Source organism: Flavobacterium sp. B183 (assembly GCF_023539155.1).
Taxonomy (GTDB): domain Bacteria; phylum Bacteroidota; class Bacteroidia; order Flavobacteriales; family Flavobacteriaceae; genus Flavobacterium; species Flavobacterium tructae.
This window is the reverse complement of record NZ_CP097434.1, coordinates 3,988,315-4,003,760: the sequence shown is the minus strand read 5'-3', so window position 1 is coordinate 4,003,760 and position 15,446 is coordinate 3,988,315. Positions and strand designations below refer to the sequence as shown.

General features: G+C 38.3%; 2 protein-coding genes (1 of these 2 running past the window's edge). Both read left to right on the top strand.

Translation table 11 applies throughout. The annotated features are described in order from the left end of the window. The first annotated feature begins 2 nt into the window (after nucleotides 1-2). Nucleotides 3-12,866: a non-ribosomal peptide synthetase gene (locus M4I44_RS16695; protein WP_249965450.1), complete on the top strand. Its 12,864-nt coding sequence runs from the start codon at nucleotides 3-5 to the stop codon at nucleotides 12,864-12,866. Further along, nucleotides 12,866-15,446, top strand: partial view of a non-ribosomal peptide synthase/polyketide synthase gene (locus M4I44_RS16690; RefSeq protein WP_249965449.1) — the start only. 13,466 nt of this gene lie beyond the right edge of the window; only the first 2,581 of its 16,047 coding nucleotides appear in the window; the start codon lies at nucleotides 12,866-12,868; its stop codon lies off the right edge, out of view. Before M4I44_RS16695 ends, M4I44_RS16690 begins: the two co-directional genes overlap by 1 nt.

Genomic DNA, 15,446 nt, shown 5'->3' with positions numbered 1-15,446 from the left:
ACATGGAATTTTCAAGTTTTTTTGAAAGATTAAATAAAGAAGGAATAAAATTAGTATTAAACGGTGATTTATTAAGTGTTAAATCAAATACCAACATAGATCCGGCCATACTTTTGGAGATAAAAAATAATAAGGAATTAATTATTCAGTATCTAAAAAAGTATCAGGATGAAAATACAACAGAAGAATTATTAAAAAAGATTACTCCTTACAATAGGAATACTTTTACTAAAATTCCACTATCGTTTAGTCAGGAGCGTTTATGGTTTTTGGATCAGTTTGGCGGTAGTGCAGAATATAATATGCCCATTGTGCTGCATTTAGATGGAACAGTAAGTATTTCAATTTTAGAAGAAGCATTACAGACCATTGTTTTGCGTCATGAGGTCTTACGCAGTATGCTTTTATCAGAAGAAGGTATCGCTTATCAGCAAATCATCAGTGCAGAAGGCTGGTCACTGGATACAGAGATCATATCGGATGAACTCGTCTTAAAAAATCAGATCGCCCACTATATCAACCAACCTTTTGATTTATCAAAAGATTATAAACTGCGAGCGTGTTTATACACTTTAGGGAATCAGAAATATGTGCTGGCTTGTGTTTTCCATCATATTGCCAGTGATGGCTGGTCGGAGGGAATTTTGGTGAATGAGTTTACACAATTATATAGTGCATTACAATCCAACAGCGTACCTAATCTACCAACACTTCATTTACAATATGCCGATTATGCGATTTGGCAGCGTAACTATTTAGAAGGAGCAGTTTTAGAGGATCAGTTGTCGTACTGGGAATCCAAACTAAGTGGCGTAAGCACTTTGTCCTTACCAACAGATTATCCGCGTCCTTCAGTTCCGAGCAATGCAGGAGCAGCTGTCTCTTTAGCCTTAGACCAGAAGCTTAAAACTTCATTAAATGCTATCTGTAAAGAGGAGGGAGTAACCTTGTTTATGCTTTTATTATCCGCTTTTAAGATCTTGTTATCGCGTTACAGTGGTCAGGAAGACATTTGTGTTGGAACACCAATTGCAAATCGAACGCAAGCAGAATTAGAAGGAATGATTGGCTTTTTTGTCAACACCCTGGCCCTTCGCAGTGATTTGAGCGGTGACCCGAGTTTTAAGGATGTGTTGTCAAGAGTAAAACAAACCACTTTAGAAGGTTACGACCATCAGTTAACCCCATTTGAGAAGGTAGTTGATCGTGTGGTTACAAGCCGTGATAGGAGCATGAGTCCGTTGTTTCAGGTGATGTTTGTATTACAAAATGAGGGAGATAATCAAGTCCAAAAAGAGAGCGAATTACATGATATCATTATTTCCGGATATGAGTTTGATACGGTTAGTTCTAAGTTTGATTTGACATTTAGTGCATCAGAAAATAACAATGGTATTTCATTAACGGTAAATTATTGCACAGCTTTATTTGATAAGGCTACAATCGAGAGTATGCTGCTGCATTATCAGGAATTATTGCAAAGTATTGTAAGCAGTACCAAACAACCAATCAGTACTCTGTCGATGCTTAGCCAGGCAGAAGAGCATCAATTATTGAATGTTTTCAATAACACTGAAGCTGCCTATCCATCAGATAAAACAATTGTTGATTTATTTATCGAGCAGGTTAAGCAAACACCTAATGCTGTTGCAGTTGTTTATGAGGATGAAAAACTAACCTACAAAGAATTAAACCAACGTTCGAATCAATTGGCATATTATTTACGTGAGCAGGGTGTAAAACCCGATGCTCTTGTAGGGATCTGTCTGGAGCGCAGTTTAGAAATGCTAATTGGTATCCTTGGGATCTTAAAATCAGGAGGCGCTTATGTTCCTATCGATCCGGAATATCCAACAGATCGTATCGCTTATATGCTTAAAGATGCTGGTATTGATTTGGTTGTAAGCAGTCAAACCAGTTGTAATGTTATAAACAGAGGTGAGGATATATCCGTTCTGTGTCTGGATAAAGATTGGGATCTTATCTCAGGTTATCCAACAGCAGAGCTTAGTACTGTATTGACAGCCTCTAATTTAGCGTATGTGATATATACCTCAGGAAGTACCGGTACACCTAAGGGAGTGATGAATGAACATAGCGGTATTGTGAATCGTCTATTATGGACACAATCCCATTATCAGCTTAAGAGTGATGATGCAATTTTACAGAAAACCTCTTTTAGTTTTGATGTATCGGTATGGGAATTTTTATGGGCTATTAGCTGTGGAGCACGATTGGTTTTTGCCAAACCCGAAGGACATAAAGATGTTGAGTATTTAAAACAGATTATAGAAAAGGAAAACATCACAACGATTCATTTTGTTCCTTCGATGCTGAGGGTTTTCTTAGAAGATATTAACTTAGGAGACTGTAAATCGTTAAAACAGGTTCTGTGTAGTGGAGAGGCTTTACAAGTAGATCAGGTACTCTTATTTAAGGAAAAATTCAGGAATGTTCGATTAGATAACTTATACGGTCCTACAGAAGCTGCAATTGATGTGAGTTCATGGGAAGTACCTCTGGAAGATGTTTTATCTCAGGTTTTAATTGGAAAACCGGTAGTCAATACCAGTTTATATGTTTTAGATCATCAAAATCAATTAGTACCAATAGGCGTAATTGGCGAATTGTGTATTGGAGGAGCTCAGGTAGCCCGAGGATATTTGAACAAGGAAGAATTAACAAAGGAAAAATTTATAGCAAATCCATTTAAAGAGGGAGAGCGAATTTACAAGACAGGCGATTTAGCGCGTTGGCTTCCGGATGGCAACATAGAATACATTGGCAGAAAAGACGATCAGGTTAAGATTCGCGGCTATAGAATAGAATTAGGCGAGATCGAAAACGCCTTATCTTCTTTAGCGGGCATAAACCAATGTTGTGTTTTGGCCAAAGAAGATACAGCAGGCAATAAACGTCTGGTAGGTTATGTAGTTTTAGAAGGAGAATTGAACAAAGAGACATTACAAAACCAATTAAAATTAAGCTTACCGGAATACATGGTTCCTCAATTGTGGGTGACTTTAGAAAAAATGCCGCTCACCAGTAACGGAAAGCTGGATAAAAAAGCATTGCCGGATCCGGATGGTTCAGACTTATCGAGTACCGAATACGTCGCTCCGCGCAATGAAACAGAAACCCAATTAGCAGCAATCTGGCAAAACCTGTTAGGTGTAGAACAAATAGGGATTCATGATAACTTTTTCGAACTCGGAGGTCACAGTTTACTGGCTACGCGTTTAGTTTCAATGATCCGTAAGGAGTTAATAATAGAAGTATCCATCCGCGAAGTATTTGAACATGCCACAATCTCAGACTTAGCAGCCCATATAGCGGCACAGTCTGGAGTGGTTTTATTACCAGGTATTGTTGCAGAAGAACGTCCGGCTCGTATTCCTTTATCGTTTAGTCAGGAACGATTATGGTTTTTGGATCAACTTCAAGGCAGTACCGAATACCATATCCCTATAGTTTTGAGTTTGGAAGGGGCCTTAGATATATCGCTGTTGGAACAAACTCTTCATGGTATTGTTTCGCGCCATGAAGTCTTACGCAGCATGCTTTTATCAGAAGAAGGTATCGGTTATCAGCAAATCATCAGTGCAGAAGGCTGGTCACTGGATACGGATACGGTATCGGATGAATTAGTATTAAAAAATCATATCGCCCACTATGCCCATAAACCTTTTGATTTATCTAAAGACTATAAACTGCGCGCGTGTTTATACACCTTAGAGAATCAGAAATATGTTTTGGCCTGTGTTTTCCATCATATCGCCAGTGATGCCTGGTCGGGGGAAATCTTGGTTCATGAATTTATGGAACTATACAGTTCCTTTGAATCCAACAGCACCCCTAATCTACCAACACTTCATTTACAATATGCCGATTATGCCATTTGGCAGCGCAAACATTTAGAAGGAGCAGTTCTGGAGGATCAGTTATCCTATTGGGAATCCAAACTAAAAGGAGTAAGCACTTTATCCTTACCAACAGATTATGCCCGTGCTTTGGTTCCAAGCAATGCAGGAGCAGCTGTTTCTTTAGAGATAGACCAAAAGCTGAGCGCATCATTAAACACGATCTGTAAAGAAGAAGGCGTAACGATGTTTATGCTATTATTATCGGCTTTTAAAGTCTTATTATCGCGTTACAGCGGTCAGGAAGACATTTGCGTAGGAACGTCAATCGCCAATAGAACCCAATCGGATTTAGAGGGCATGATCGGATTTTTTGTCAACACCCTGGCCCTTCGCAGTGATTTAAGCGGCAATCCGAGTTTTAAGGATCTATTGTCAAGAGTAAAACAGACCACTTTAGAGAGCTACGACCATCAGTTAGCCCCATTTGAGAAAGTAGTAGATCGGGTAATTACAACCCGTGATAGAAACATGAGTCCATTGTTTCAGGTATTGTTTTCTTTACAGAATAATCAGGAAAGCAACCCTGTTGCTCTAAAAGGTCTCAGCTTATCCTCTTATGATACCCAAGTGGTAAATTCTCAGTTTGACTTATTGTTCAATATATCAGAAAACCAGGGAGGTATCTCATTGAACATGGTATACAGCACCGCTTTATTTGAAAAAACAACAATAGAGCGAATGCTATTGCATTATCAGGAACTGTTACAAAATATTGCAAAGAATATTACAGAGCCTGTAAAAAACCTGTCTCTGCTTACTCCGGCAGAAGAGCATCAACTACTCAATGTATTCAATCACACAACTGCAGCATATCCATTAGATAAAACAATAGTTGATTTATTTACAGAGCAGGTAAAGAAAACCCCGGCTGCTATCGCAGTTGTTTGTGGAGACGAAACATTAAGCTATCAGGAATTAGATGCAAAATCCAATGACCTGGCGCTATACTTACAAAATCACTACCATGTCACCTCCAATGATATTGTAGGTCTGATGTTAGATCGCAGTATCTGGTCTATTATTTCAATAATTGGAACACTAAAAGCGGGTGCTTGTTACCTTCCGATCGATAAAGAATATCCGGAGAATCGCAAATCTTTTCTAGTCAAAGATGCTAATGTAAAATTACTGATTATAGAATCGGAAAGCTTATTTGATGTAATAGAATATGCAGTTCCTATTTTTTCTATCGACGTAGAATTTGATAGCGTATTAAGCCAGGCTTCATCATTCCCGGCTTTAAAAACCAACACCATCCAATTATCAGATTTGGTTTATGTCATTTATACCTCAGGAAGTACAGGAAATCCAAAAGGAGTAATGATCGAGCATAACAGTTTGGTGAACTACTTATCGTACAGTATCTCACATTATGGAGACGGGGATAACGCTCAGAGTTTCCCCCTATTTAGCTCCTTATCCTTTGATTTAACCCAGACCAGTATCTATTTGACACTTTTAACAGGAGGACAACTGCACATCTATAAAGATAATGATGTTAGCTCCGTATTGAAGGCCATTGTTTCAAATGATGCTATTACCTCTATAAAATTAACCCCGTCACATTTGTCCTTTTTCAGAGACTTAGGTCATTCTCCATTAAAAAGATTCATCATCGGTGGCGAACAATTAACCCATTCCGATCTGTCTCATTTAGGAGAATTGGATCCATCGGTTAAACTGTTTAACGAATATGGACCTACTGAATCCACTATTGGCTGTAGTGTATTAGAGGTTACCCACTATGAATCCTTAGATCGCATCCATATAGGCCGTCCAGTGGGAAATACCCATATCTATATAGTAAACGAGGCTTTAGGATTATTACCAATAGGAGTAACAGGAGAATTGTGTGTAGGAGGTATTCAGGTAGCGCGAGGATATTTAAATCGAGAAGAACTAACAAATGAGAAATTTATCGACAGCCCCTTTTTAGAAGGCGAACGAATGTATAAGACAGGGGATTTAGCACGCTGGCTTCCGGATGGGAACATAGAATATATCGGCAGAAAAGACGATCAGGTTAAAATTCGCGGCTATCGAATAGAATTAGGGGAGATTGAAAACGCCTTGTCTTCTTTAGCGGGTGTAAATCAATGTTGTGTTCTGGCTAAAGAAGATACAACAGGCAACAAACGTCTGGTTGGTTATGTAGTTTTAGAAGGAGAATTGAACAAAGAGCAATTACAAAACCAATTAAAATTAAGTCTGCCACAATACATGGTTCCTCAATTGTGGGTAACTTTAGATACAATGCCATTAACTGATAACGGAAAACTGGATAAAAAAGCATTACCAGATCCGGATGGTTCAGAACTATCGAGTAAAGAATATGTAGCTCCTCGTAATGATACAGAAACACAGCTAGCCGAGATCTGGCAAAACCTGTTAGGGGTAGAACGAGTAGGAATTCATGATGATTTCTTCGAACTCGGAGGTCACAGTTTGCTCGCTACGCGTTTAGTTTCGATGATCCGTAAAGAACTCTCTAAAGAGATTGAAATTGCGGATGTTTTTGCCTATACCACGATTTCAGACTTAGAAACTCATTTATCATCTCAGTCAGAAGGTGTTTTACTTCCAGTTATTACAGGGGGAGAGCGTCCGGAGCGAATTCCTTTGTCGTTTAGTCAGGAACGACTATGGTTTTTGGATCAGCTTCAGGGCAGTACCGAATACCATATTCCTATAGTTTTGAGTTTAGAAGGCGCTTTAGAGATATCGCTGCTGGAACAAACCCTGCATGGTATTGTTTCGCGTCATGAGGTCTTACGCAGTATGCTTTTATCAGAAGAAGGTATCGCTTATCAGCAAATCATCAGTGCAGAAGGCTGGTCACTGGATACAGAGAACATATCGGATGAACTCGTCTTAAAAAATCAGATCGCCGACTATGTTAATCAACCTTTTGATTTATCAAAAGACTATAAACTGCGAGCGTGTTTATACACTTTAGGGAATCAGAAATATGTGCTGGCTTGTGTTTTCCATCATATTGCCAGTGATGGCTGGTCGGAGGGAATTTTGGTGAATGAGTTTACACAATTATATAGTGCATTACAATCCAACAGCACCCCTAATCTACCAACACTTCATTTACAATATGCCGATTATGCGATTTGGCAGCGCAACTATTTAGAAGGAGTAGTTTTAGAGGATCAGTTGTCGTACTGGGAATCCAAACTAAGTGGCGTAAGTACTTTGTCCTTACCAACAGATTATCCCCGTCCTTCGGTTCCGAGCAATGCGGGAGCAGCTGTCTTTTTAGCCTTAGACCAGAAGCTTAAAACTTCATTAAATGCTATCTGTAAAGAAGAAGGAGTAACCTTGTTTATGCTTTTACTATCCGCCTTTAAGATCTTGTTATCGCGTTACAGCGGTCAGGAAGACATTTGTGTCGGAACACCAATTGCAAATCGAACGCAAGCAGAATTAGAAGGAATGATTGGCTTTTTTGTCAACACTCTGGCGCTTCGCAGTGATTTGAGCGGCGATCCGAGTTTTAAGGATGTGTTGTCAAGAGTAAAACAAACCACTTTAGAAGGTTACGACCATCAGTTAACCCCATTTGAGAAGGTAGTTGATCGTGTGGTTACAAGTCGTGATAGGAGCATGAGTCCGCTGTTTCAGGTGATGTTTGTATTACAAAATGAAGGAGATAATCAAGTCCAAAAAGAGAACGAATTACATGATATCATTATTTCCGGATATGAGTTTGATACGGTTAGTTCTAAGTTTGATTTGACATTTAGTGCATCAGAAAATAACAATGGTATTTCATTAGTTTTAAACTATTGTACAGCTTTATTTGATAAGGCTACAATCGAGAGTATGCTGCTGCATTATCAGGAGTTACTTGCTAGTATTGTTGGCAATATTAAACAACCAATCAGTACTCTGTCGATGCTTACCCAGGCAGAAGAGCATCAATTATTGAATGTTTTCAATAACACTGAAGCTGCCTATCCATCAGATAAAACAATTGTTGATTTATTCGAAGAGCAGGTTAAGCAAACACCTAATGCTGTTGCAGTTGTTTACGGAGATGAAAAACTAACTTACAAAGAATTAGACCAACGTTCGAATCAATTAGGGCATTATTTACGCGAGCAGGGTGTAAAACCCGATGCTCTTGTAGGGATCTGTCTGGAGCGCAGTTTAGAAATGCTAATTGGTATCCTTGGGATCTTAAAATCAGGAGGTGCTTATGTTCCTATTGATCCGGAGTATCCAACAGATCGTATCGCTTATATGCTTAAAGATGCTGGTATTGATTTGGTTGTAAGCAGTCAAACCAGTTGTAATGTTATCAATAAAGAACTATCCGTTTTGTGTCTGGATAAAGATTGGGAACTTATCTCAGGGTATCCAACAACAGCGCTTAGTACTGTATTGACAGCCTCTAATTTAGCATATGTGATATATACCTCAGGAAGTACCGGTACACCTAAGGGAGTTTTGATAACGCATAAAAATGTAGTTCGATTATTTAAAAACGAATCCCCGTTATATGATTTTGGATCCGGTGATGTCTGGACTTTGTTCCATTCCTTTTGTTTTGATTTCTCAGTATGGGAAATGTATGGAGCCTTATTACATGGAGGCCGTTTAGTGGTTGTTCCTAAGTCCCTAACAAAAGATGCTGTTTCTTTTAAGGAATTACTAATAAAAGAAGGCGTAACAGTTTTAAATCAGACACCAGGTTCATTTTACGTACTTCAGGAAGAATTTTTATCCAAAAATTCATTACATTCTCTGCGTTACGTAATTTTTGGAGGAGAGGCGCTGAATTCCACTTATTTGGAAAGATGGAAGCGTTCTTATGTAGATTGTAAACTGATCAACATGTATGGCATCACAGAAACAACTGTACATGTCACTTACAAAGAGATTACAGAGTCAGATACACAGAGTCTGATCAGTAATATAGGTACTGCAATTCCAACTTTAGGATGTTACATAGTGGATGCTCATTTAAATCTGGTTCCCATAGGAGTAGAAGGAGAATTGTGTATCTCGGGAGCAGGAGTAGCACGAGGTTATTTAAATAGAGAAGACTTAACCAATGAGAAGTTTATAGCGAATCCGTTTAGTGTGGATAAAACTTCCAGATTATACCGATCGGGAGATTTAGCGCGTTGGCTTCCGGATGGAAACATAGAATATATCGGCAGAAAAGACGATCAGGTTAAAATTCGCGGCTATCGAATAGAATTAGGTGAGATTGAAAACATCTTATCTTCTTTAGAAGGAGTCTCACAATGTTGTGTTCTGGCCAAAGAAGATACAGCAGGCAATAAACGTCTGGTTGGTTATGTAGTTTTAGAAGGAGCATTGAACAAAGAGCAATTACAAAACCAATTAAAATTAAGTCTGCCACAATACATGGTTCCTCAATTATGGGTAACTTTAGATACAATGCCATTAACCGGTAACGGAAAACTGGATAAAAAAGCATTACCAGATCCGGATGGTTCAGAACTATCGAGTAAAGAATATGTAGCACCACGCAACGAAACAGAAGCGCAATTAGCAGAAATCTGGCAAAACCTGTTAGGGGTAGAACAAGTAGGAATTCATGATAACTTCTTCGAACTTGGCGGTCACAGTTTGCTCGCTACGCGTTTAGTTTCAATGATTCGTAAGGATTTAAAAAGAGAAGTTTCTATCCGTGAAGTATTTGAACATACCACGATTTCGGAATTAGGAACTCATTTATCATCTCAGTCAGAAGGTGTTTTACTTCCGGTTATTACAAGGGGAGAGCGTCCGGAGCGAATCCCTTTATCTTATAGTCAGGAACGACTATGGTTTTTGGATCAGCTTCAGGGCAGTACCGAATACCATATCCCTATAGTTTTGAGCTTAGAAGGCGCTTTAGAGATATCGCTGCTGGAACAAACCCTGCATGGTATTGTTTCGCGTCATGAGGTCTTACGCAGCATGCTTTTATCAGAAGAAGGCATCGCTTATCAGCAAATCATCAGTGCAGAAGGCTGGTCACTGGATACAGAGATCATATCGGATGAACTCGTCTTAAAAAATCAGATCGCCGACTATGTCAATCAACCTTTTGATTTATCAAAAGATTACAAACTGCGAGCGTGTTTATACACTTTAGGGAATCAGAAATATGTGCTGGCATGCGTGTTTCATCATATCGCCAGTGATGGCTGGTCGGAGGGAATTTTGGTGAATGAGTTTACACAATTATATAGTGCATTACAATCCAACAGCACACCTAATCTACCAACACTTCATTTACAATATGCCGATTATGCGATTTGGCAGCGTAACTATTTAGAAGGAGCAGTTTTAGAGGATCAGTTGTCGTACTGGGAATCCAAACTAAGTGACGTAAGCACTTTGTCCTTACCAACAGATTATCCCCGTCCTTCAGTTCCGAGCAATGCAGGAGCAGCTGTCTCTTTAGCCTTAGACCAGAAGCTTAAAACTTCATTAAATGCTATCTGTAAAGAGGAGGGAGTAACATTATTTATGCTTTTATTATCCGCTTTTAAGATCTTGTTATCGCGTTACAGTGGTCAGGAAGACATTTGTGTTGGAACACCAATTGCAAATCGAACGCAAGCAGAATTAGAAGGAATGATTGGCTTTTTTGTCAATACCTTGGCGCTTCGCAGTGATTTGAGTGGCGATCCGAGTTTTAGAGATGTGTTGTCAAGAGTAAAACAAACCACTTTAGAAGGTTACGACCATCAGTTAACCCCATTTGAGAAGGTGGTTGATCGTGTGGTTACAAGCCGTGATAGGAGCATGAGTCCGTTGTTTCAGGTGATGTTTGTATTACAAAATGAAGGAGATAATCAAGTCCAAAAAGAGAACGAATTACATGATATTATTATTTCCGGATATGAGTTTGATACGGTTAGTTCTAAGTTTGATTTGACATTTAGTGCATCAGAAAATAACAATGGTATTTCATTAGTCTTAAACTATTGTACAGCTTTATTTGATAAGGCTACAATCGAGAGTATGCTGCTGCATTATCAGGAATTAGTGCAAAGTATTGTTGGCAATATCAAACAACCAATCAGTACTCTGTCGATGCTTACCCAGGCAGAAGAGCATCAATTATTGAATGTTTTCAATAACACTGAAGCTGCCTATCCATCAGATAAAACAATTGTTGATTTATTCGAAGAGCAGGTTAAGCAAACACCTAATGCTGTTGCAGTTGTTTATGAGGATGAAAAACTAACCTACAAAGAATTAAACCAACGTTCGAATCAATTGGCATATTATTTACGTGAGCAGGGTGTAAAACCCGATGCTCTTGTAGGGATCTGTCTGGAGCGCAGTTTAGAAATGCTAATTGGTATCCTTGGGATCTTAAAATCAGGAGGCGCTTATGTTCCTATCGATCCGGAATATCCAACAGATCGTATCGCTTATATGCTTAAAGATGCTGGTATTGATTTGGTTGTAAGCAGTCAAACCAGTTGTAATGTTATAAACAGAGGTGAGGATATATCCGTTCTGTGTCTGGATAAAGATTGGGAACTTATCTCAGGGTATCCAACAACAGCGCTTAGTACTGTATTGACAGCCTCTAATTTAGCGTATGTGATATATACCTCAGGAAGTACCGGTACACCTAAGGGAGTGATGAATGAACATAGTGGTATTGTGAATCGTCTATTATGGACACAATCCCATTATCAGCTTAAGAGTGATGATGCAATTCTACAGAAAACCTCTTTTAGTTTTGATGTATCGGTATGGGAATTTTTATGGGCTATTAGCTGTGGAGCACGATTGGTTTTTGCCAAACCCGAAGGACATAAAGATGTTGAATATTTAAAACAGATTATAGAAAAGGAAAACATCACGACGATTCATTTTGTTCCTTCGATGCTGAGGGTTTTCTTAGAAGATATTAACTTAGGAGACTGTAAATCGTTAAAACAGGTTCTGTGTAGTGGAGAGGCTTTACAAGTAGATCAGGTACTCTTATTTAAGGAAAAATTCAGGAATGTTCGATTAGATAACTTATACGGTCCTACAGAAGCTGCAATTGATGTGAGTTCATGGGAAGTACCTCTGGAAGATGTTTTATCTCAGGTTTTAATTGGAAAACCGGTAGCCAATACCAGTTTATATGTTTTAGATCATCAAAATCAATTAGTACCAATAGGTGTAATTGGCGAATTGTGTATTGGAGGAGTTCAGGTAGCCCGAGGATATTTGAACAAGGAAGAATTAACAAAGGAAAAATTTATAGCAAATCCATTCAAAGAGGGAGAGCGAATTTATAAGACAGGCGATTTAGCACGTTGGCTTTCGGATGGCAACATAGAATACATTGGCAGAAAAGACGATCAGGTTAAAATTCGCGGCTATCGAATAGAATTAGGCGAGATCGAAAACGCCTTATCTTCTTTAGCGGGCGTAAACCAATGTTGTGTTTTGGCAAAAGAAGATACAGCAGGCAATAAACGTCTGGTAGGTTATGTAGTTTTAGAAGGAGCATTAGACAAAGAGCGACTACAAAATCAATTAAAATTAAGCTTACCGGAATACATGGTTCCTCAATTGTGGGTGACTTTAGAAAAAATGCCGCTCACCAGTAACGGAAAGCTGGATAAAAAAGCATTGCCGGATCCGGATGGTTCAGACTTATCGAGTACCGAATACGTCGCTCCGCGCAATGAAACAGAAGCCCAATTAGCAGCAATCTGGCAAAACCTGTTAGGTGTAGAACAAATAGGGATTCATGATAACTTTTTCGAACTCGGAGGTCACAGTTTGCTGGCTACGCGTTTAGTTTCAATGATCCGTAAGGAATTTGAGATTGAAATTACAATCAAAGATATATTTGAATTCACAAGAATAGAAGAATTAGGGACCTATTTGAGGCATAAAGAAATTAAAGAAAAAGAAAGCCAAGACATCACTTATAAAAAAATAATAACAATATAATGGACAAAATATTAAATCTTTTAAAAAGAGCTCAAGATGAGGGGGTGAGGTTAGAGTTAGAAGGCGGTAACTTGGTTTTGAAATCAGAAAACGAGAATATTAATGATACATTGTTATCAGATGTAAAAAATAATAAAGATCTTATTATTAAACATCTTGAAAAATTTGAAGTAAATAGAAATAACAATAAGGGATTAGGAAAGCATACTGTAAAGCCATTTGATAGAAGTCTTCTCAAACAAATTCCTTTATCTTATAGTCAGGAGCGTTTATGGTTTCTGGATCAGTTGGGCGGTAACGGAGAATATAATATGCCTCTGGTGTTACGTTTAGATGGAGCATTAAATATTTCAATTTTAGAGGAATCATTACAGACTATTGTTTCGCGTCATGAAGTATTACGCACGAATCTTTTATCAGAAGATGGGATTGGGTATCAGGAGGTTGTTGAGGCAGGGGATTGGTTTTTGGAACAAGAGGCAGTATCAGATGAAGAAATGCTGGAGAAGCACTTACATAAATATCTAAATACTCCTTTTAATCTGTCAAATGATTATAAATTAAGAGCATGTTTATATACATTAGGAGATGAGAAATATGTTTTAGCTTGTGTTTTCCACCATATTGCAAGTGATGGCTGGTCGGGGGGAATTTTGGTTAATGAATTTGTGGAGCTGTACAGCGCTCTGAAATCGAACAGCACTCCTGATTTACCCGAGCTTCATTTACAATATGCCGATTATGCCATTTGGCAGCGCAATTATTTAGAAGGCGAGGTTTTAGATAATCAGTTATCGTACTGGGAAGCAAAACTAAACAATGTAAGCACTTTGTCCTTACCGACAGATCATGCACGACCTTCTGTACAGAGCAGTGCAGGAGGAAGTATTTCCTTAGAATTGAATAAAAAAATAAGCACTTCACTAAGTTCTATATGCCAAGAAGAAGGTGTAACGCTGTTTATGTTATTGCTATCGGCCTTTAAGATTTTGTTATCACGCTACAGCGGACAGGATGATATTTGCGTAGGAACACCAATAGCCAATAGAACCCAGTCTGATTTAGAAGGAATGATCGGTTTTTTTGTCAATACTTTGGCACTTCGCAGTGATTTAAGCGGAGATCCGAGTTTTAAGGATTTGTTGTCGAGAGTAAAACAGACCACTCTGGAGGGGTATGATCATCAGTTAACTCCATTTGAGAAGGTTGTTGATCGTGTGGTTACAAGCCGTGATATGAGCATGAGTCCATTGTTTCAGGTTATGTTTGTATTGCAAAATGAAGTTGATAGTCAGGGAGAAAAAGACAGGGGATTACATGATATTATTATTTCGGAATACGAGTTTGATACGGTTACTTCCAAGTTTGATTTAACCCTTGGTGTAGCAGAAAACAGCAATGGTATTTTACTAACAGTAAATTACTGTACGGCTTTATTTGACAAGATTACGATCGATCGAATGCTTTTGCATTACCAGGAGTTATTGAAGAATATTATTAGAGATATCAATAAACCAATAGGTAAATTATCAATATTACCTCAGGAAGAAGAACATCAATTACTGAATGTTTTTAATGCTACTTCTATTGATTATCCTAAGGACAAGACAATTATAGATTTGTTTTCAGAACAGGTGTCTGAAAGACCAAAAGCGACAGCGGTTATTTTTAATAATCAGGAACTGACTTATGAGGATTTGGATGTGAAATCCAATCAGTTCGCAAGGTTTTTGATAAATAAAGGAGTCGGAAAAGAAGATCTGATAGGTATTTGTATTAATCGTTCTTTCGAGATGCTTATTGGTATTTTAGGGATATTGAAATCAGGAGGTGCTTATGTTCCAATCGATCCGGAGTACCCGGCAGACCGTATAGCTTATATGTTAGAGGATTCAGGTGTGAAATTTTTACTTAGTGATAGTAAGAGCTTAGTTGCATTTCCAGATAAAGCGAATTTAGATATTATTTTATTAGACCGCGACTGGGATGTAATAGCTCGTGAATCAACGGAATCAATCCACAGAATCTCAGCTGGGGAGAATTTGGCTTATATAATTTATACATCCGGAAGTACCGGACAGCCCAAAGGCGTAGAAATTAGTAATAGATCACTGGCATCCCGATTACAGTTTTATAAACTATATTATGCCATGACGGCTGAGGATAAGGTTTTATTTTATCGTTCATTTAGCTTTGATGGTGCTATTGAAGAGTATCTGATGCCTTTTACAATTGGAGGCTGCTGTGTTATGGCGTCAGTAAATTTCAAAGATGATTTATTTCAGAACATTATAAACACTATCCAAAAATATGAGATAACAAAGGTGAATATGCCGCCTTTATTGTTACAAAATATATTGGATTACATATCGGATACTGACCTCAAGAAATTGCAAAGTTTGCGTCATGTGGTATCAGGCGGCGATAAAATAAATACCAAAGTGGTCAATACTTTTAACAGCAGACTTGGCAGCAGATATTTAATAGCACTGTACAATTCATATGGACCAACTGAGAATACGATTGATTCAACTATTTATCGATTTGCGAATGATGTAGAATATACTACCATACCTATTG